The sequence below is a fragment of the Eudoraea algarum genome (genome assembly GCF_050589645.1).
GTDB lineage: Bacteria > Bacteroidota > Bacteroidia > Flavobacteriales > Flavobacteriaceae > JBNGOQ01.
Genome location: NZ_JBNGOQ010000001.1, coordinates 692974 through 711288 on the forward strand (window position 1 = coordinate 692974; position 18315 = coordinate 711288).

Here is an 18315-nt window from a genome sequence, read left to right on the forward strand (position 1 = left end):
CTATTGGTTTTTTGAAATGATTTCTTCTGTTTCCTTTATCTTAATATCGGTGCCCAAACGTTGCAGATAGGCAATCAGGGCCACAATTTCACGATTCCTCATTTCCACAAAGGGCTGTCCGTTCTCCTGGGCAAACTTTTTGTCCTCTTCATAACCCTTGGCAAAGTCGGGATCCGAATACAGGTTCTGCTCTATTTTCAGGCCCTGTGCATCCATGTTGGCCTCGGCATTGGCAATATCTTCGTTGGTGTAGGGAACACCCAGGGTAACCATGGCTTCCATTTTTGCGGTAATGTCGCTTCGGTCAAGTTCGTTGCGTACCAACCATTGGTAGGCTGGCATAATGGACCCCGATGAAGTACTCTGGGGATCGTACATATGGTTCAGGTGCCAGCTATCCGAATACTTGCCGCCTATTCTATGCAAATCTGGCCCCGTTCGTTTGCTTCCCCATAAGAAAGGATGATCGTATACGAATTCCCCTGCCTTGGAATATTCACCATAACGTTCCACCTCACTGCGGAAAGGACGTACCATTTGGGAATGGCAGCCAACGCATCCTTCACGGATATAAAGATCACGGCCTTCCAGCTCCAAGGGAGTGTAGGGGGTTACACTGGTAATCGTGGGGATGTTGGATTTGACCAGGATGGTCGGTACGATCTGGATGATACCGCCTATCAAAATGGCTACCGTGGCCAAAATGGTAAGCTGAATGGGCTTACGCTCCAACCAGGTATGGAAGGTTTCCCCAAGCGTCCTTTTCTTGGACACCCGTGTAAGGGCTGCAGCTTCGGCCAGTTCATCCTCTACCTTGCTGCCAGAGCGTACGGTGAGCACTATATTGTAAAGCATTACGATGAATCCAACAATGTAAAGGCTACCGCCAATGGCACGCATCCAGTACATGGGGATAATCTCATTTACGGTTTCCAGGAAGTTACCGTATACCAAAGTTCCATCTGGGTTAAAATCTTTCCACATGAGGGCCTGCGTAAATCCGGCCACGTACATGGGCAGCGCGTACAGGATAATACCTAGCGTGCCGATCCAGAAGTGAAAGTTGGCCATGGGCCTGGAGTGAAGGCGTGTTTTGAACATTTTGGGCACCAACCAGTAGACCATTCCAAACGTAAGGAAACCGTTCCAGGCCAATGCACCTACGTGTACGTGTGCAATGATCCAATCGCTAAAGTGGGCAATGGCGTTTACGTTTTTAAGCGAAAGCATGGGCCCTTCAAAAGTGGCCATACCATATCCCGTAATAGCCACGACCATGAATTTGAGTACCGGACTGGTGCGAACCTTGTCCCAGGCTCCCCGCAGCGTCAACAATCCGTTGATCATACCTCCCCAGGAGGGAGCAATAAGCATTATGGAAAAGGCCACACCCAAATTTTGGGCCCAGTCGGGCAGGGATGAGTACAACAAATGGTGCGGTCCTGCCCAGATATAGATGAAAATCAATGACCAAAAGTGAACGATGGACAGGCGATAGGAATATACTGGCCTATTGGCGGCCTTGGGCACAAAATAATACATAAGTCCCAGAAAGGGCGTGGTGAGGAAGAAGGCCACGGCATTGTGTCCATACCACCACTGCACCAGGGCATCCTGTACCCCGGCATAAACCGAATAACTTTTAAGGGCGCTCACCGGAAGCTCCAAGCTGTTAAAGATATGGAGTACGGCAACGGTAACGAAGGTGGCCAAGTAAAACCAGATGGCCACGTATAAATGTCGCTGTCTTCTTTTGATCATGGTGCCGATAAGGTTCCATCCAAAGGCTACCCATACCAGCGCAATGGCAAGGTCTATGGGCCATTCTAGCTCTGCATATTCCTTGGAGGTGGTATACCCTAAGGGCAAGGTAATGGCGGCCGCCACTATAATGGCCTGCCAGCCCCAGAAGTTGAAATTACTAAGGGCATCGCTGAACATACGAGCCTTGAGCAGGCGCTGGGTGGAATAATAGACCCCGGCAAAAATGGCATTTCCTACGAACGCAAAAATGACCGCATTGGTGTGCAAGGGCCTAAGGCGACCAAAACTCAGCCAAGAAATGCCGTCGGTTACGTTGGGAAATAAAAACATAAATGCCAATAGCAGCCCTACCAGCATCCCAATAATTCCCCAAAATAAGGTGGCGTAGAGGAACTTCTTTACGATCTTGTTATCGTAGTAAAACTGTTGTACTTCCATAGTCGTGTATTTAGTTCGATTGATTTTCCTGTTCCGGTTCTTCTGAATCCAGGCCTTCCTTCACCAGTTCATCCTCGAACAACATGCGTATAGAAGGGGTATAGGCATCGTCATACTGTCCGCTCCGTACAGAAAGGATAAAGGCAATAAAAAAGACGATGGCAACTACTATGCTGATGGTCAACAACACATAAATGACACTCATACCTACCTGAATTTGGGGGTAAAACTACGCTCGAAGCAGCATGCATAAAATGACATTTGTCATATTATTCCTAAAAAAATGACAATAAAAAAAGGGCCTACAAATGGCCACAGGATTTGTAGTTTACAGAAGGGGCATGGCAAGGGAGTTCTACCTGAAAACTTAAGCGGAGATACGTTTTTTTTCTGGGAGCAGAGACAACAGTGCCCCTACTATAATCAGGTTTTTTCCGATATACTGCCCCAAGAGCGTTGGCACTATAGGGGCATAATTGAAGGACTGCTCGCTAAAGAGGATCAAGGGCGCAAAGGTAAAGGCCATATGGAAGAGCGCAATGATAATGATCGTTTTGCGAAATAAGTTCAAGATCAAAAAAAGACCTATACCCACCTCGAGCAATGCCAAGAGCAGGATGGAAATATCCGGAGGGATAAAACCAAAACTCAGTTGATCTATGGTGTCCTTGGCCAATCCTTCGGCCGGACTAAGGTGCGGGAAGAACTTTAAGGTGCCGAACCACAGGTATACCAGCCCAATGCTAATGGCCAAGAGGTTGTTGCGGTAAATTCGTTTTATGAGTTGCATGGCAATTTCTTAAAGCCCACCAAAGTAGTCAAAATCATTGGGTGTGGTATTTATTAATTTAATTTTCTTCCCAGTAGGTTAGTGGCCAAGGTGGTGAAAAGTACGATACTGATCGAACTCAGGGGCATCAATATGGCGGCTATGACCGGCATCAACTGGCCGGTGACCGCAAAATACAGCCCTACAACATTATAGAGCAGGGAGAGCGCAAAGCTAAGCTTAATGATCTTCATCGCTTTCTTGGACGCGGCGATGTAGTTGGGGAGTTCCTTGAACTTGGAAGCATCCAAAATACCATCACAGGCCGGTGAAAATACGTTCACGTTTTCGGATACCGCAATACCTACATCACTTTGGGCCAATGCGCCAGCGTCATTTAGACCGTCACCCACCATGAGTACTTTTTTGCCTTGTTCCTGCAAAGAGGCGATAAAGTCTAACTTTTCCTGGGGGGTTTGATCAAAGTAAAGCGGGGTAAGCTGGGGCAAGAGTTCCTGCAGCCTTGATTTCTCACCTGCATTGTCCCCGGACAGTACGGCCAGATCCAGTGTTTTATCCAGGGTATTAAAAACGGCGGTAATCCCCTCCCGATATTGGTTTTGAAACACGTAATACCCTTTATAGGTATCATTGCTGCTAATATGCACCGAGGTGTTTTCGGAAATTTTTTCATCCGAATGGCCCACAAAGTCCGGTGAGCCAACTTTCATTTCACTTTGGCCTTTGACCCCCTTCACGCCTTTGCCCAAATGTTCTTGATAGTCGTCCAGGGTCATGATATTGTGCTCCGCCAAAAGCTCGTACAGGGCCCTGCTCAACGGATGATTGGATGCCCGGAGGGTATTGGCCAAGAGCCTCTGTTCCTCTGGGTTCAAAGTGACACCTTGGTAGGAGACCTTACTTTTTTGGGTGGTGGTCAGCGTTCCGGTCTTATCAAATATGGCGGTATCTACCAAAGCCAATTGTTCTACGGTCTGGGTGTCCTTCAGGTAAAACTTCCTTCGCCCGAAAATGCGTAACATATTGCCCAGGGTAAAAGGCGATGCCAGCGCAATGGCACATGGGCACGCAATGATCAGGACCGCAGTGAACACGTTCACGGCCATACTACTGTCGATAAAGAGCCAAAAGGTAGTGGCCGCAAAGGCAATGGCCAATACGGCCAGGGTAAAATGTTTTCCGATACTGTCTGTAAGGGTGCGGAAGCGGCTGTGGCGGTCTTTTTGAAAGACAGAATTGCCCCAGAGTTGGGTAAGGTGACTTTGCGATACGGCTTTTAATACTTCTATCTCAATGGGACCATGCATTTGCTTACCTCCGGCAAAAACCCTGTCGCCCGATTCTTTTTTGAGTACTTCGGATTCTCCGGTAACAAAACTATAATCGATCTGGGCATTTCCCGTGATAAGGATCCCATCTGCCGGAATAAGTTCCCCGTTTCGAATGAGCAGGCGATCTCCCGGTGCAATGGCATAGACCTCCACGGTCTCTTCCTTTCTATTTTTTCGGATGCGGGTGACAGCAATGGGAAAGTACGATTTATAGTCCCGCTCAAAGGACAGGAAGCCATATGTTTTTTGCTGAAAGAATTTCCCGAGCAGCAGAAAAAATATAAGACCGGTTAAACTATCAAAAAATCCGGTGCCCAGGTCCAGTGCAATTTCCAGGGTGCTTCTAATAAAAAGGGTTAAAATCCCCAGGGCGATGGGAACGTCTATATTCAATAATTTGGACCTTAGGCCCTTGTACGCAGATACCAAATAATCCCTGCCGGCATAAAAGACCACCGGGACGGAGAAAAAGAACATCAACCATCTAAAGAGGGACTTATACTGTTCCAACCAATATTCTCCTACCTCAAAATATTCGGGAAAGGAGAGGAACATCACATTGCCAAAGGCAAAGCCTGCCACACCCAATTTATAGAGTAGGCTCCTGTTCGCCTTTTTGGTAGGCTGGTCGTAGTCTTCCAAGGAGATATAGGGTTCATAGCCTATCCGGGCAAGCAAGAGGACCAGATCCTTAAGGGATAACTCTTGGGAGCGGTAGCTGATGCGTACTTTTTTTTGGGGAAAATCTACTTGGGAACTGAGGACGTCCGGGTGTAACTTGTTCAGGTTTTCCAGTACCCAAATACAGGAACTGCAATGGATTTGCGGAATATATAGGTTGATGATCTGATGGTCTCCATTGTTAAATTCAACTAGTCTTTCAACAATAGCGTCAGTATCGAGAAAATCGTACTTTCCCTCAATCTCCTGTGGAGTAGCACCAGCAGCCGATTGAAGTTCATAAAAATAGGATAGGTTATTACTTTGAAAAATATCATAGACCGTTCGGCATCCATGGCAACAGAAGTTTTTTCCATCGAATTCAATGGGGACTTTACCGCAATCATCACCACAATGGTAACAGGCTATCTTTCCCATACACATTTGCTTACTACCTGCTGCAAAGGTGCAAACCACTTCTTGCTAAAAACATGATATATATCAGTTTTTCTTTCTATATGGAAGGTTACCTTTGCGCGTCAGGTAAAACCTCTAGGACTATGGAAAGTAGGTGTGAAAATTGTATCATCCGTCAGTTTAATTCCTTACGCGCCATGAGCAAGGAAGAATTGAAAAGAGTTTCCGATACCAAAACCACCAAAATTATCAAAAAAGGGGCTTCCATTTTCCAGGAAGGCGAAAAACTGAACGGTGTTTTCTGTGTGCGCAATGGTGTTTCCAAACTTTCCAAACTCAGTGCAAACGGCAAAGACCAGATTGTAAAATTGGCCACTAAAGGGGAGGTAATAGGGCAACGTTCCGTCGTGGCGGATGAGTGTACCAATCTGAGCGCTGTGGCTGTCAGCGATATGGAAATGTGTTTTATTCCCAAGGACACTATCCTTTCCACAATGCACAAAAACCCCGATTTTACCCTAGAAGTCCTTCGGCATATGGCCCATGACCTTCGGGAAGCCGATGACGTGATTGTGAACATCTCCCAAAAGACCGTAAAACAGCGTATGGCAGAGGCGCTTTTGTACCTAAAAAGTAATTTTGGGGAGGATGCGGATGGTTTTCTGGCCCTCACCCTATCCCGTGAGGATATTGCCAACGTGGTGGGCACCGCCACTGAATCTACCATTCGTATCATTTCGGAATTCAAAAAGAAAGGCTTCATTACCACTTCTGGCAAGAAGATTGCCATTGCCCATGAAAAAAAACTCAGGGACTTAGCGTCCGGTTTCTAGATCCATAACCTGACATAAGTCATAGTTTTCACTTTGGACCCTACCTATTTTTACCCCTATAAATTATTCAAGAAATTGCCATGAGGAAGATATTGGTGCCTACAGATTTTTCGGAAAACGCATGGAATGCCACCAAATATGCCATTGAACTGTTCAAAGGTGAGGAATGCACATTTTATTTGTTGAATACCTATACCCCTACCTTTGCACACAATCGTTTTATGGCAAGTACGATCCAGGATCCCGGGGTGGATGATATTATCCGTTCCAATTCGGAGAAGGGATTACAAAACCTACAGGCCAAAATAAAAAAAAGGAATCAGTATCCGAACCATCGTTTCAAAACAGTATCCTCTTTTTGCCTATTGGTAGAAGCTATAAGGGACATAGTGGATTCAGAGGGAATAGATTTTATCGTAACCGGAACCAAGGGTGCCTCTGGGATAGAGGAGGTTTTTATGGGGAGCAATACCGTACGCATCATAAAATCGATCAAACGTTGCCCGGTTTTGGCCATCCCCATGGATTTTGAATATGCAACCCCCTCCGAAATTGCATTCGCCACGGACTTTAACCGGTTTTACACACTTTCGGAACTGCAACCGCTGATCGATTTGGCCAGGGCGTTCGACGCCACTTTGAGAATTGTGCATGTACAATATGAAATTAAGGCCCTGACCGAGATACAACAGTTTAACTTGGAGATGCTGCGCAAATACCTGGGAGACCTACCGCATTACGTGCATACGGTTACAGAGCTTAATTCCGTCTCCAAGACACTTGAAGTGTTTACAAATGAACTGGGAATACATCTGCTGGCCATGTTGCATTATCAGCACAGCTATCTGGAAAAGATGACGCGTGAACCGATTATTAAGCGGGTGGCCTTTCACACGCAAATACCCCTGTTGGTTATCCCGGAGCTGGGCATGGGGGTATCTCCCAAGCCTAAAAAGAAAGGCAAAAACCTAATGCTAAGCTAGTCTATCGGTCTAGCGGCCGGTCCTCATAGAAATCCTCAAAGGTCTTTTCAGTGGTGTAGCCATCCGTCAATACCCTATAAACCATATAAACGAGCATTAGTTGTCCGGCGACGGTGAGGTAGAATACCCAGTTGAAGGGAAATCCCATGCTTGCCGTTGCTGTCACCAAGATTAAAACCAATGTGGTAGCGATTACCCAGAAAAAGACGGAGGTGCGCATGTTTTTTGCTTTAAAATAGCTAGAAAATGTAGATTTTGATGTTAAGGAAATGCTATTTTTAGGCCGCCCCTTGGGCAGGGACGGTCTGGCTCGCTGCTACAAGTTACAGCGTTCCCATGGCAATACGCACCATTTCGCTAAAGCCTGTCTCCCGTTCTTCCGGGCTGGCCCCTTTCCCCGTGACCAGGGAGTCCGAAATGGTCAAAATGGCCAGGGCCCGGACCCCGTGCTTTGCGGCCAGGGTATAGAGGCCGGCGGCCTCCATTTCTACACATAGCACATTGTAGGCTGCCCACAGTTTATAAGATTCCGGATCGTCCGCGTAGAACACATCGGAAGAAAGTACATTGCCGGCGGTAATGGGGATTTGGTGGTCCTTGGCATACTGCACGGCCTTCATAAACAGTTCAAAGCTGGCCGTGGGGGCATAGTTCGCATGCTTAAATTTTGAGTGGTTGATGCTAGAGGTCGTAGAGGCGGCCATGGCCAGCACAATGTCCCGGATTTTTACCTCTTTTTGATAGGATCCCGCAGTACCCACGCGAATCAGGTTTTTAACACCGTAGGCCGTGATAAGTTCATGACAGTAGATGAGGGACGATGGAATACCCATACCACTGCCCTGTACCGATACCCGTTTTCCTCCATAAATTCCAGTATAACCCAACATGCCTCGGATTTCGTTGTAGCAGATGGGGTCTTCCAAAAAAGTTTCAGCGATCCATTTGGCGCGTAAGGGGTCTCCGGGGAGTAGGACGGTCTCTGCGATTTCCCCTTTTTTTGCGGCGATATGTAAACTCATGGGCTTTGATTTTCGTCTTGTGCAAGCAGGGCAATACCGGAGGAAGTGCCGATCCGGGAAACGCCAAGTTCAATATAACGTAGGGCGGTGGCCCTATCCTTGATGCCGCCGGAGGCCTTAATACGGGCCTTGTCCCCTACGACCTCCTTCATCAGGCGGACATCGTCAAGGGTAGCCCCTCCAGGCCCAAAACCTGTGGAGGTTTTTACAAAATCTGCCCCTGCCTCTACCACTAAGGCACATGCTTTTTTCTTTTCTTCGGTAGTGAGATAAGCGGTCTCTATAATGACTTTTAAAACCACATCGCCAATGGCCTTTTTTACCGCTTGGATCTCTTGCAACACCTGATCGGTCTCGCCAGATTTTAGCCACCCCAGATTGATGACCATATCTATTTCGTCCGCTCCGTTTTCCATACAATCCACGGCTTCGAACACCTTGGTCCGTGTGCCGTTGGCCCCTAAGGGAAAACCCACTACAGCGGCTATTTTTATTGCGGTATCCGCCAGCTCCTTATGCGCGGTGCCAACATGGCAACCGTTTACACAGACCGCGTAAAAGCCATGGGTCCGTGCCTCCTGACAGAGGTTTTCTATGGCCGATAGGGTGGCGGTGGCGCCCAAGAGGGTATGGTCTATGTATTGTTGTAGGGGTATGGGCTTCATACAAGGGTTTTAAAACGTTCAAATGCCTGCTCCTCCAGTACTTGCCGATGGTCTGGATGGGCTATGGAAATAAGGGCCTTGGCCCGTTGTTCCAAACTTCTCCCAAAAAGGTTCACTACCCCGTATTCCGTGGCCACGTAGTGTACGTGTGCCCTTGTGGTGGTTACCCCGGCCCCATGTTTAAGAAAGGGGGTGATTTTGGAAACGCCCTTATGGGTAAGGGAAGGCATGGCGATTATAGGTTTGCCTCCTTCGGATAGGGAGGCCCCGCGGATGAAATCCATTTGTCCCCCAACGCCAGAGTATTGATAGGTGCCGATCGTATCCGCACATACCTGGCCGGTGAGATCTATTTCAATGGCACTGTTGATCGCGGTCACTTTTGGATTTTGTCGAATAACGGCTGTATCATTGGTAAAGGCGGCTTCTTTAAAATGTACACTGGGGTTATCATGAACGAAGTCATATAGCGCCTGGGTACCTACAGCAAAGCAGGTAACGATTTTTCCGGTTTTAATTTCCTTGTCCTCTCCTGTAATAATCCCTTTTTCCACTAAGGGTAGGATACCATCGGAAAACATCTCCGTATGAATACCCAATCTTCTGTGGCCGTGCAAATTGTTTAGTACGGCATTGGGAATATTGCCGATACCCATTTGTAGGGTGGCGCCATCCTCGATCAGCTCGGCCACATGTGCTCCAATTTTTCGTTCAACATCGGTCATTCCGTTGATCTGACTGCTATATATGGGCTTATCTACCTCTATGGCTTTATCAATTTGCCTTATGTGTATGATACCGTCCCCATGGGTTCTGGGTACTTGGGGATTCACTTGCGCAATGACCCTCTTGGCGGTCTGTATAGCGGGCAAGGTGACATCTACGGAAGTACCAAGGGAACAATATCCGTGTTTATCTGGGGGCGATACCTGGATAAAGGCAACATCCAAGGGCAGGATCTCCCGCCTGAACAGCAAATGTATTTCGCTCAAAAAAATAGGGATATAGTCGCCTTTGGCGGAATCTATTGCTTTTCGAACGTTACCGCCCACAAAGCAACTGCTTATTCGAAATGCATCAGTGTAAGGTTCCGAGGTATATTTGGCCTGGCCTTCCGTGTGCATTTGAATAATCTCGATGTCTTCCAGATCTCTATAGCGATCGCAGAGCGCATCGATCAACACGTTCGGTGTCATGGCAGCACCTTGAAAGAAAACGCGATTTCCCGATTTTACACAGGCAACTGCCTCTTCGGCTGCAACAATTTTTAGGGTAGCGGGCATAGTTTGGATGCTTAATGGCTATGGTTGATCTGCATCTATTGCAGCAATAACTTTAGTTTGGCCAAGATAATCAATTCGGATTTGTTCTTTCGCGCAAAGGCCGCGGCAATGGCATGGGCCGTATCCATCACCAATCGCTTTACCTTGGGGCTGAACTTTTCATGGTGCTCCTGGTAAAAGGTCGCGAAATCATCAAAACAGCTTCCGCTATCCTTTCCGTACTCCAACAGCCAATCGAATACCGTTTCGATTTGAAATGCGGCATCGGTGCCAAATTCGTCCTCAACGGCATCTACCTGCAACCAATACGATCTTACTTCCTCTCTTAGCGTATCCATTTCCTTGGCATGAATACTTTGATCAGCCATGGCTACGGCATAAAAAAGCTTCCCCAAATTTTGGTAAAACTCGTTTCCAATCCGCTGCGATTCCATCATGTTCATAGCGTTGTCATTTTCTGTTTCAAAAATAGAAGCTATACCTAGGGTTTTTTATGACAAAAATCAGTTATATGGTTTAACTTTATGGCATGAAGGTTTTTCAGAAAAACAGCAATATTTTTAATCTGCTTTCCGAGGGGGTATCGGAAGGTATCATTGTGGTGAACGAGAAACAATTGATTGTTGCCAATAATTCGTCCACGGAGGAAATGTTCGGATACGAAAAGGACGAACTTGTCGGAAACCACCTGGAACTTCTCATTCCCGCCAGTTACCACCATGCGCACAAGGGACACTTCAAAGACTTCATGAACAGGAGCCAAAGACGTCCCATGGGCCAGGGCCGTGAGCTCTACGGTATTCGGAAAAATGGGGAGGAGTTTCCCTTGGAAGTAGGCCTAAATCCATTTAGTCTGTACGGGAATACCTATGTGATGGCCTTGATCGTGGATATCACGGAACGCCGAAACTATACGGAGCGTTTGGAGCTTGAGGTCAAGGAGCGTACCGAACAACTTCAGGAAGCACTATCCAAGGAACGGGAACTCAATGAACTCAAAACACGCTTCCTGTCCTTGGTTTCCCATGAATTCAAAACACCCTTGAGCAGTATCCTCACCTCTACTACGCTTTTATCCAAATACACCCAGACCGAACAGCAGGAAAAAAGGAACAAGCATATAGATACCATTCGCAACAAGGTAAAATACCTGGATACCATTCTCAACGATTTTTTATCCGTTGAGCGCCTGGAGACAGGGAAGGTAAATTATAGATTTACCACTTTTCCCTTGAGCAAATTGGTGAACCAGGTCATCTATGATGCCAATATGCTGCTTAAGGTAGGGCAACAGATTCAGTACCCCGAACAGATCGATGACTTTGTCATTACCTGCGATGAGAAAATACTGGAGCTCATCCTGTCCAATTTGGTCCACAATGCCATAAAGTATTCGTCCGAGGATACGGTGATCGATATACAGATTCGTCAGAAAGGGAACAATCTGATAATGAAAATTATCGACCAGGGCATGGGGATTCCGGAAAGTGATCAAAAGTTTATTTTTAATCGGTATTTCAGGGCCAAAAATGCCTTATTGAGTCAAGGCACGGGAATCGGGTTGAATATTGTGAAGCAACATATTGAAAATTTAGGTGGATGCATTACCTTTAATAGTCAGGAAAACAAAGGGTCTACCTTTACCGTGGAAATACCAATGAATCCAGAGCCGTAACCCATGAAAAGAATACTATTGATAGAGGATGATACCGCCTTAAGAGAAAATACGGCCGAATTGTTGGAGCTTTCCGATTATGAGGTTATTACTGCCCCGAATGGCAAGATAGGTATAGACCTGGCTAGGGAACAGCATCCCGATATTGTGGTATGTGATATCATGATGCCCGAGATTGATGGGTATGGTGTGTTGCAGCAACTTTCCTCAGATGCGGCCACCCAACATATCCCCTTTATTTTTCTTTCGGCCAAAACGGAGCACAAGGAGGTGCGCAAAGGGATGGACCTTGGGGCCGATGACTACCTTACCAAACCCTTTGAGGAAGTAGACCTGATGAGCGCCATAGAAAGCAGGTTGGCCAAGGCAGAGATCATGACCCGTTTGGGTAGGAATCAGACACCTTTATCCGTGGATGCCGAGGCGCAGATGCGTACCTTGAACGAACTGAAGAATTTTTTTGATGACCACGGGGATGTCCATACCTATAAAAAGGGAAGCCCTATTTACAATGAAGGGGAGCATTCCAACAAGATTTTTCTTATTTTAGAAGGGGTAGTAAAATGCCATAAGATGGATGAGGATGGGAAGGAATTGATCACTTCCCTACATCCTGCCGATGATTTTTTGGGCTTTACCTCCTTTCTGGACAACCTTCCCTACCAGGAATCGGCCTCGGCAGTGGAAGACGCGGAACTGGCAGGTATTTCCAAGGAAAGCATGAAAGGTATTTTGGAAAAAAACCACAATGTTTCACTGGAATTGATGGAATTGCTCACCGACAATATTTCGGAAATCAAAGAGCAACTCCTCCAAATGGCCTATAGCTCTGTCCGGAAAAAAACCGCGCAAACCCTGCTTCAGTTTGCCGAGGTCCTGAACAAAAACCCTGAGGAACCTATTCGCATTTCCCGCAGTGACCTTGCCAGCGTGGCCGGTATTGCCACAGAAAGTTTGATCCGGACACTTTCCGGATTCAAAAAAGAAGGACTTATAGATATTGAGGGCAGGAACATCAAAATTTTACAATTAAGGGCACTGCATGGTATAGAATAGCTGCAGAGCATGCTGAAAAGGGTAGATCAAGCCCTTTGGAAAGCGCTCAAATTTTTGCCCAACCGCCCCAATAATATGATTTTAGTCATATTTCCCTTGGACCTATCCCAATACATTTGCTTTTGTAGTATCCAGTAGGTCGCTTATCCAATGAAAAATATATTGATTCCCACCGATTTTTCACCAAATGCTTGGAACGCCCTAAAATATGCGCTCGGCTTTTTTAAGGGGGTCCATTGTAATTTTTATCTACTCCATGTTGCACCTTTGAGCGAATACCCAGTAATGGGGCTTTCATTTACGCCCAGCCTTGGCGAAACCGGCATACCTTCAAAAGACAAGCTCGATGCCTTTACGGAACGGGCCAAAAATAAAGCCGAGAGCGAACTACACCATTTTTTCCCGGAACTGCATTATGGCCTGCTTATAGATGTGACCCGCAGATTGGTCAAGGAAAAGAAAATAGACCTGATCGTCATGGGAACCAAGGGGGCGTCAGGGATAAAACGGCTTATTATTGGAAGTAATACCGGTGATATTATAACCAAGGTACAATGCAATACCCTAGTAGTCCCGGAACATGTAGTTTATGGGAGACCACGGACGATCACCTTTCCGACCGATTATAATATTTTCTATTCGCATGCCATTTTGGAGACGTTGTCAGAGCTCGTTGTTGCCAACAAAGCGCACCTCAAAGTCCTTCATGTGGCGGGGAGCACGGAAAACCTATCCGAAGATCAGCAAAACAACAGAGCGTATCTACAGGATTACCTGGAGGAGATATTTCCAAAACAGCACAGTTTTTATCTCATTGATAACCGAAAAATTACTCAAGGAATACAGGAATTCATCTCAGAAAAACAGAGTGATCTTACCATTATGGTGGCCAAGAACCTCAATTTTTTACAACAGCTACTTTTCGATTCCACCGTGGAAAAAGTGAGTTTCCATACCCAGGTGCCCTTTTTGGTCATCCACGGCTAAGCGACAATTTCTATCAGCTATGGTACTGATAAATATCATAGTTTTCACCTCCCATAGCACATAACTTTGGCCGTCAAAGAAAAGACCGTACAAATGCAGATCATATTGATTCCTACTGATTTTTCCGACAATGCACTGCATGCGATCCACCATGCCCTAAAACTCTTTAAGTTGGAAAGGGCCAACTTTTACTTTTTGCACGCTTATGCCGATGAAGTATACGAATTGAGCAAATCCGGGACCCGGGATAGTTTAAAACAACGAAGAAAGGAGGTGCGCAAAAAGACCGATACATCGCTGGACCAATTGCTTTCCGAATTGGAAGAAGAATTTCCAAACCCGAAACATTCCTATCAGGTAGTGTCGGCCTTCGAATCCTTGGTCGATGCGGTAAACGATTTCGTGGATCAGGTGGATATCGATTTAATCGTAATGGGCACAAAAGGGGTTACATCGGATAAAAGGACCATCTTGGGCAGTCATACGGTACAAGTGTTAAAATACGTAAAATGCCCCGTGCTGGCCATTCCTGAGGAGTATGCCTACCAGCCACCCAAAAAAATACTGTTCCCCACGGACTACATGTTGCCCTTTAAACGGAGGGAATTGAAATTGCTCAACGAACTGGCAGGCTCCTTCAAATCAGAAATACATTGTCTATACATTTCCGCCCTGAAGAAATTGTCGTTCCGTCAAGAAGACAACAAGCTCTTTCTGCAAAATACCTTATCCAGTGCGTTTCTGTTTTTTAAACAATGCGAAGGTGAGGACAGGGTGCAGATCATTTTGGAACATATCGCCAAAGATTATATAGATATGCTGGTCATGGTAAATTCGCGCCATTCCCTTTTAGAGAATATGTTGTACCGGTCTACTGTGGACCAAATTGGACTTACCGTGAGCGTTCCCTTTCTGGTCATGCAGAACCTACCCAGATAATCCTATAATGGAACAATGAAGAATGCGGCCCTTTAGGACTGGGCCAGGTTTTTGGATATGCTGTAAAGTGTTGGACTAGGCTAAGGCTTGATCAAACATCTCACTACGGCTTAGGAAGGATTTCCCGTTCTGGCATTTGTACTTTATTATGGGATAACCGATCCGCCAGAGTTCTTGCTTTACCCTATGAAATGCCAATGGCCCCTCAAAGAGAAAGAAGATCATCTGATTGTCCACATCAATGTCGATAATACGGATATCCATGAGCCGACTGAGGTTTCTGATAATCTTTTGCTTGCAGGCGTCGGACCTGAGGTGCTGAATTTTTGCCAAGGCTCTCATACGTTTTTTTGTTATTGAATATAAGGCCATAGGGGCTTTGTGGAAATGACCAATGTCAGTTCACATGATTTTTGTCATTTTAGCTTCTGGGGGCCGATCGTATTTTTACCGGTGACAACGATAAGTAATGTGGTTATGAAAAATGTTTTGATCCCCGTTGATTTTTCCGATAATTCGTGGAATGCGGTACAGTATGCAAAGGAACTCTTTCAAAGAACACCCTGCGTTTTTTATCTGTTCCATATCAACGCCATTGCGCCCTATTCCGGTGCCGAAACTTCCATTGTAGGCTCTTCCAAGGTGTTGGAAGAGGCCGTTTTACAGGAGAGCCAAGAACGTTTGGACGAAGTGTTGAAACGTATTGAACAACTCCCTGTGAATACCGAACACCGTTTTGAGACCCTTACGGTATATGATTTCTTTGTCGATGCCATTCGCAAACAAATAGCCGACAAGAAGATAGACCTGATCGTTATGGGAACCAAAGGGGCTTCGGGCCTCAAAAAGGTAACCATGGGCAGCAATACGGCCGATGTCATAACCAAAGTGAAATGCCCCGTTTTGGCGGTTCCAGAAAATGCCGAATACAAAAAACCCAAGGAAATAGGATTTCCCACGGATTTTAATTTGAGCTATGATATAAAAGTGCTCGACACCTTGATAGAAATAGTCCAAATGCACCATGCTGCACTACGGGTATTGTACATTTCCGGAAAAGGCGAGGAATTGGATAGTGAACAACATAAGAACAAGGCATTCCTCCACGACTACTTTAAGGACTTGGAACACAGTTTTCATAGAGTGACCAGTAAAAAACTGGAAACAGCGGTACAATGTTTTGTGGAAAGCAGGGATTTGGACATGATCTCCATGGTCGCCAAGAACGTGAACTTTTTACAGCGAGTGCTTTTAAGACCTGCGGTCCAGGAAATTAGCTACCACACGGATGTCCCTTTCTTGGTGCTTCACGAGTAGCATCGCCGAGGTTAATCCAAGAATCCGGATTTCAGGGGGTATATGATTGTATGATTTTGATCAAATCGTTCTTTTGTAGTATACCGGACTGTCGCCACACCAAGGTTCCGTTTTGAAACAACAGTAGGGTGGGTACACCCCGGATCTGGTACCTATTGGAGATTTTTTGGTTTTTGTCCACATCGATCTTTACAATTTTGATCATGTCGCCCAAGTCTTGCTTTACTTCCTTTAAAATGGGTGCCAACACCTTACATGGGCCGCACCAATCGGCATAAAAATCAACGAGCACCAAAGGACCTGAGGTAATGACCGTTTTGAAATTGCTTTGCATGCACTTAGGATTTAATACGTGCAATTTAAGAAAATACCCCTAAGGCCAACTGACGAATATCATGGTTTTTGGGGCGTCTCGATTCTATTTTTGAATGGTAATCCAAAAACGCTAAAAAATGAAAAAGATTTTGCTCCCCACCGACTTTTCGGACAACGCCTATAACGCCATATGTTATGCCCTCAAACTTTTTAAGAACGAGGAATGTGCCTTTTATTTGGTGCATACCTATACCCCGGCAATTTATCAAGCAGAGTATGTGCTTCATAGTCCGGGACAGGTAGGTCTGGGCGATGTACACCAGACCAGGGCACTCTCACAACTGCAGAAGTTGATGGACCAACTGCATGAGGACTTTAACAATCCGAAACACCTATTTGTACCGCATGCCGCCTTTAACCTTTTGGTCGATGAAATAGTAGACATGGTACAGAAGGAGCATATAGATCTGATTATTATGGGAACGCAAGGCGCCACAGGGGCCAAGGAGATATTTTTGGGCACCCATACGGTCCATGTCATAAAAAAAGCGGGTTGTCCGGTAATTGCGATTCCTCCACACTTTGATTATGAAACCCCCAAGGAAATCTTATTTCCAACAGACTATGAGGTAGACTACAAGGCGGTACAACTGGATCAACTGCTGGATCTTGCAAGGGAGCATATTTCCAGGGTTGAGGTAGTGCATATTTCAACGGGCTATGAGCTTGGTGAGGCACAGCTTCGGAACAAAGCCGAATTGGAGGAAATTTTGGATGGTATTGCACATTTGTTCCACGATATGCCCAATCAGGATGTCATATCGGGAATAAATAACTTTCAAATGAAAAAAAAGGTAAACTTACTGGTAATGATCCAGAACAAACATACTTTTTTGGAGCGCCTTTTTATTGAACCCGTCATTAAAAAAATTGGTTTTCATATCACCATACCTTTCATGGTCATCCCACCAACACTAAAAAAATAATACGATGCAAAATATTCTCGTCCTTACCGATTTTTCGAACAGCGCCTACAGTGCCCTGTTCTATGCAACACAGCTGCTAAGGTCAAAAGACTGCACCTTCTATCTATTGAACACCTTTAACGAAACCACGCCGCTGCGTACCAAACGCATAGCTAAACGCGAAGGGAGGGCGTTGCTTGCCCAACTGGGCGATGAATCCCAAGAAGGTCTTCAGTATTGTTGCCATAGAATTGTTCTGGACAATGACAATCCAAGGCACAACTTCCTTACAATTTCCAAAAATAGCGGCCTCGTGGAAACCGCCTCCAGAACCGTGGCAGAAATGGATATAGATCTTGTGGTTATGGGCAACAAGGGAATGACCAATGCCAAAGCCACCTTTTGGGGCAGCAATACCACCAAAATCATCAATGGCTTGCGATCATGTCCTATCCTAACAGTGCCCAAGGAAATGGATTTTGTCTCCCCAAAGGAAATTGCCTTTGCCACCGATTATAAACACAGTTTTTGTGCCGAACAGCTGGAGCCCTTGCGGTTCCTGGCCAACCTTTTTAAGAGTAGTGTTCGCATCATGCACGTCAATGAGGAGAAGAAATTGGACAAGTACCAGGAATCCAATTGCGATACCCTTTGTAAATATCTCTCTGCAATTGATTGTACCATGCATTGGATGCCTTATTTTGGAAGCAAGGCAGAGGCCATTGGCCTTTTTGTAAAGGAATTGGATGTTGATATGTTGGCTATGCTGAGCTACCAACATGGTTTTTTGGAAAAACTCTTACGGGAGCCGGTCATTAAACGGGTAAATTTTGATCTGGAAGTCCCATTTTTGGTCGTTCCCTGCCAAGACTGAT

20 protein-coding genes are annotated in these 18315 nt (G+C 45.8%); 9 read left to right on the plus strand and 11 right to left on the minus strand.

Annotated features, from left to right (window positions below):
* The 4 genes from ccoN to ACRD67_RS03225 form a co-directional block, all read right to left on the minus strand.
* Complete coding sequence (gene ccoN, locus ACRD67_RS03210; protein ID WP_430965594.1) at nucleotides 1–2202, minus strand: cytochrome-c oxidase, cbb3-type subunit I; 2202 nt, start codon at nucleotides 2200–2202, stop codon at nucleotides 1–3.
* 10 nt (nucleotides 2203–2212) lie between these two features.
* Complete coding sequence (ccoS, locus tag ACRD67_RS03215) at nucleotides 2213–2407, minus strand: cbb3-type cytochrome oxidase assembly protein CcoS (protein WP_430965595.1); 195 nt, start codon at nucleotides 2405–2407, stop codon at nucleotides 2213–2215.
* 162 nt (nucleotides 2408–2569) lie between these two features.
* Nucleotides 2570–2992 carry a DoxX family membrane protein gene (locus ACRD67_RS03220; protein WP_430965596.1) on the minus strand — a complete coding sequence of 141 codons (423 nt, stop codon included), beginning with the start codon at nucleotides 2990–2992 and terminating at the stop codon, nucleotides 2570–2572.
* Nucleotides 2993–3045: 53 nt separating this feature from the next.
* The gene (locus ACRD67_RS03225) at nucleotides 3046–5421 is read right to left on the minus strand and encodes a heavy metal translocating P-type ATPase (RefSeq protein WP_430965597.1); all 2376 of its coding nucleotides are present in this window, start codon (nucleotides 5419–5421) and stop codon (nucleotides 3046–3048) included.
* A gap of 122 nt (nucleotides 5422–5543) precedes the next feature.
* Between ACRD67_RS03225 and ACRD67_RS03230 the strand changes: the two genes are divergently transcribed.
* Nucleotides 5544–6233 carry a Crp/Fnr family transcriptional regulator gene (locus tag ACRD67_RS03230; protein WP_430965598.1) on the plus strand — a complete coding sequence of 230 codons (690 nt, stop codon included), beginning with the start codon at nucleotides 5544–5546 and terminating at the stop codon, nucleotides 6231–6233.
* A gap of 80 nt (nucleotides 6234–6313) precedes the next feature.
* Nucleotides 6314–7216: a universal stress protein gene (locus ACRD67_RS03235; protein ID WP_430965599.1), complete on the plus strand. Its 903-nt coding sequence runs from the start codon at nucleotides 6314–6316 to the stop codon at nucleotides 7214–7216.
* 1 nt (nucleotide 7217) lies between these two features.
* Here ACRD67_RS03235 and ACRD67_RS03240 read toward each other — a convergent pair whose 3' ends face one another.
* The 5 genes from ACRD67_RS03240 to ACRD67_RS03260 form a co-directional block, all read right to left on the minus strand.
* Nucleotides 7218–7436 (minus strand): hypothetical protein, encoded by a 219-nt coding sequence (locus ACRD67_RS03240; RefSeq protein ID WP_430965600.1) that lies wholly within the window; start codon nucleotides 7434–7436, stop codon nucleotides 7218–7220.
* A 103-nt stretch (nucleotides 7437–7539) separates the two neighbouring features.
* Nucleotides 7540–8238 (minus strand): purine-nucleoside phosphorylase, encoded by a 699-nt coding sequence (deoD, locus tag ACRD67_RS03245; protein ID WP_430965601.1) that lies wholly within the window; start codon nucleotides 8236–8238, stop codon nucleotides 7540–7542.
* Nucleotides 8235–8903 carry a deoxyribose-phosphate aldolase gene (gene deoC, locus ACRD67_RS03250; RefSeq protein WP_430965602.1) on the minus strand — a complete coding sequence of 223 codons (669 nt, stop codon included), beginning with the start codon at nucleotides 8901–8903 and terminating at the stop codon, nucleotides 8235–8237. The genes deoD and deoC overlap by 4 nt, the downstream gene beginning before the upstream one ends.
* On the minus strand, nucleotides 8900–10186 hold the full coding sequence (locus ACRD67_RS03255) for an acetyl-CoA hydrolase/transferase family protein (protein ID WP_430965603.1): 1287 nt from the start codon (nucleotides 10184–10186) through the stop codon (nucleotides 8900–8902). Before ACRD67_RS03255 ends, deoC begins: the two co-directional genes overlap by 4 nt.
* Before the next feature lie 35 nt (nucleotides 10187–10221).
* Nucleotides 10222–10629 (minus strand): hypothetical protein, encoded by a 408-nt coding sequence (locus ACRD67_RS03260; protein WP_430965604.1) that lies wholly within the window; start codon nucleotides 10627–10629, stop codon nucleotides 10222–10224.
* Between the two features lie 86 nt (nucleotides 10630–10715).
* Between ACRD67_RS03260 and ACRD67_RS03265 the strand changes: the two genes are divergently transcribed.
* The 4 genes from ACRD67_RS03265 to ACRD67_RS03280 all read left to right on the plus strand — a co-directional run bounded on the left by ACRD67_RS03265 (nucleotide 10716) and on the right by ACRD67_RS03280 (nucleotide 14843).
* On the plus strand, nucleotides 10716–11861 hold the full coding sequence (locus ACRD67_RS03265; protein ID WP_430965605.1) for a PAS domain-containing sensor histidine kinase: 1146 nt from the start codon (nucleotides 10716–10718) through the stop codon (nucleotides 11859–11861).
* A gap of 3 nt (nucleotides 11862–11864) precedes the next feature.
* Nucleotides 11865–12917: a response regulator gene (locus ACRD67_RS03270; protein ID WP_430965606.1), complete on the plus strand. Its 1053-nt coding sequence runs from the start codon at nucleotides 11865–11867 to the stop codon at nucleotides 12915–12917.
* 150 nt (nucleotides 12918–13067) lie between these two features.
* A complete protein-coding gene (locus ACRD67_RS03275; protein ID WP_430965607.1) occupies nucleotides 13068–13904 on the plus strand; it encodes a universal stress protein in 837 nt (278 codons plus the stop codon).
* 93 nt (nucleotides 13905–13997) lie between these two features.
* Entirely contained in the window at nucleotides 13998–14843 is an 846-nt protein-coding gene (locus tag ACRD67_RS03280; RefSeq protein WP_430965608.1) for a universal stress protein, read from the plus strand.
* A 75-nt stretch (nucleotides 14844–14918) separates the two neighbouring features.
* Here the strand turns inward: ACRD67_RS03280 and ACRD67_RS03285 are convergent, their stop codons facing one another.
* Nucleotides 14919–15185, minus strand: a complete 267-nt coding sequence (locus ACRD67_RS03285) for a hypothetical protein (protein ID WP_430965609.1) — start codon at nucleotides 15183–15185, stop codon at nucleotides 14919–14921.
* 135 nt (nucleotides 15186–15320) lie between these two features.
* Between ACRD67_RS03285 and ACRD67_RS03290 the strand changes: the two genes are divergently transcribed.
* Nucleotides 15321–16160, plus strand: a complete 840-nt coding sequence (locus ACRD67_RS03290; RefSeq protein WP_430965610.1) for a universal stress protein — start codon at nucleotides 15321–15323, stop codon at nucleotides 16158–16160.
* 31 nt (nucleotides 16161–16191) lie between these two features.
* Here the strand turns inward: ACRD67_RS03290 and trxA are convergent, their stop codons facing one another.
* Nucleotides 16192–16494 carry a thioredoxin gene (gene trxA / locus ACRD67_RS03295; protein ID WP_430965611.1) on the minus strand — a complete coding sequence of 101 codons (303 nt, stop codon included), beginning with the start codon at nucleotides 16492–16494 and terminating at the stop codon, nucleotides 16192–16194.
* Nucleotides 16495–16612: 118 nt separating this feature from the next.
* Between trxA and ACRD67_RS03300 the strand changes: the two genes are divergently transcribed.
* Together ACRD67_RS03300 and ACRD67_RS03305 are read left to right on the plus strand one after the other, a co-directional pair.
* Nucleotides 16613–17461: a universal stress protein gene (locus tag ACRD67_RS03300; protein WP_430965612.1), complete on the plus strand. Its 849-nt coding sequence runs from the start codon at nucleotides 16613–16615 to the stop codon at nucleotides 17459–17461.
* Between the two features lie 4 nt (nucleotides 17462–17465).
* Nucleotides 17466–18314: a universal stress protein gene (locus ACRD67_RS03305; protein ID WP_430965613.1), complete on the plus strand. Its 849-nt coding sequence runs from the start codon at nucleotides 17466–17468 to the stop codon at nucleotides 18312–18314.
* The last annotated feature ends 1 nt before the right edge of the window (nucleotide 18315 follow it).

Excerpts from the sequence above, each read along its gene's own strand:
- ACRD67_RS03300 (WP_430965612.1), top strand. The coding sequence starts at position 16,613 with ATGAAAAAGATTTTGCTCCCCACCGACTTTTCGGACAACGCCTATAAC.
- ACRD67_RS03275 (WP_430965607.1), top strand. The coding sequence starts at position 13,068 with ATGAAAAATATATTGATTCCCACCGATTTTTCACCAAATGCTTGGAAC.
- ACRD67_RS03285 (WP_430965609.1), bottom strand. The coding sequence starts at position 15,185 with ATGAGAGCCTTGGCAAAAATTCAGCACCTCAGGTCCGACGCCTGCAAG.
- ACRD67_RS03255 (WP_430965603.1), bottom strand. The coding sequence starts at position 10,186 with ATGCCCGCTACCCTAAAAATTGTTGCAGCCGAAGAGGCAGTTGCCTGT.
- deoC (WP_430965602.1), bottom strand. The coding sequence starts at position 8,903 with ATGAAGCCCATACCCCTACAACAATACATAGACCATACCCTCTTGGGC.
- ACRD67_RS03225 (WP_430965597.1), bottom strand. The coding sequence starts at position 5,421 with ATGGGAAAGATAGCCTGTTACCATTGTGGTGATGATTGCGGTAAAGTC.
- ACRD67_RS03280 (WP_430965608.1), top strand. The coding sequence starts at position 13,998 with ATGCAGATCATATTGATTCCTACTGATTTTTCCGACAATGCACTGCAT.
- ACRD67_RS03230 (WP_430965598.1), top strand. The coding sequence starts at position 5,544 with ATGGAAAGTAGGTGTGAAAATTGTATCATCCGTCAGTTTAATTCCTTA.
- ACRD67_RS03220 (WP_430965596.1), bottom strand. The coding sequence starts at position 2,992 with ATGCAACTCATAAAACGAATTTACCGCAACAACCTCTTGGCCATTAGC.
- ACRD67_RS03305 (WP_430965613.1), top strand. The coding sequence starts at position 17,466 with ATGCAAAATATTCTCGTCCTTACCGATTTTTCGAACAGCGCCTACAGT.
- ACRD67_RS03260 (WP_430965604.1), bottom strand. The coding sequence starts at position 10,629 with ATGAACATGATGGAATCGCAGCGGATTGGAAACGAGTTTTACCAAAAT.
- ccoN (WP_430965594.1), bottom strand. The coding sequence starts at position 2,202 with ATGGAAGTACAACAGTTTTACTACGATAACAAGATCGTAAAGAAGTTC.
- ccoS (WP_430965595.1), bottom strand. The coding sequence starts at position 2,407 with ATGAGTGTCATTTATGTGTTGTTGACCATCAGCATAGTAGTTGCCATC.
- ACRD67_RS03270 (WP_430965606.1), top strand. The coding sequence starts at position 11,865 with ATGAAAAGAATACTATTGATAGAGGATGATACCGCCTTAAGAGAAAAT.
- ACRD67_RS03290 (WP_430965610.1), top strand. The coding sequence starts at position 15,321 with ATGAAAAATGTTTTGATCCCCGTTGATTTTTCCGATAATTCGTGGAAT.
- trxA (WP_430965611.1), bottom strand. The coding sequence starts at position 16,494 with ATGCAAAGCAATTTCAAAACGGTCATTACCTCAGGTCCTTTGGTGCTC.
- ACRD67_RS03240 (WP_430965600.1), bottom strand. The coding sequence starts at position 7,436 with ATGCGCACCTCCGTCTTTTTCTGGGTAATCGCTACCACATTGGTTTTA.
- ACRD67_RS03235 (WP_430965599.1), top strand. The coding sequence starts at position 6,314 with ATGAGGAAGATATTGGTGCCTACAGATTTTTCGGAAAACGCATGGAAT.
- deoD (WP_430965601.1), bottom strand. The coding sequence starts at position 8,238 with ATGAGTTTACATATCGCCGCAAAAAAAGGGGAAATCGCAGAGACCGTC.
- ACRD67_RS03265 (WP_430965605.1), top strand. The coding sequence starts at position 10,716 with ATGAAGGTTTTTCAGAAAAACAGCAATATTTTTAATCTGCTTTCCGAG.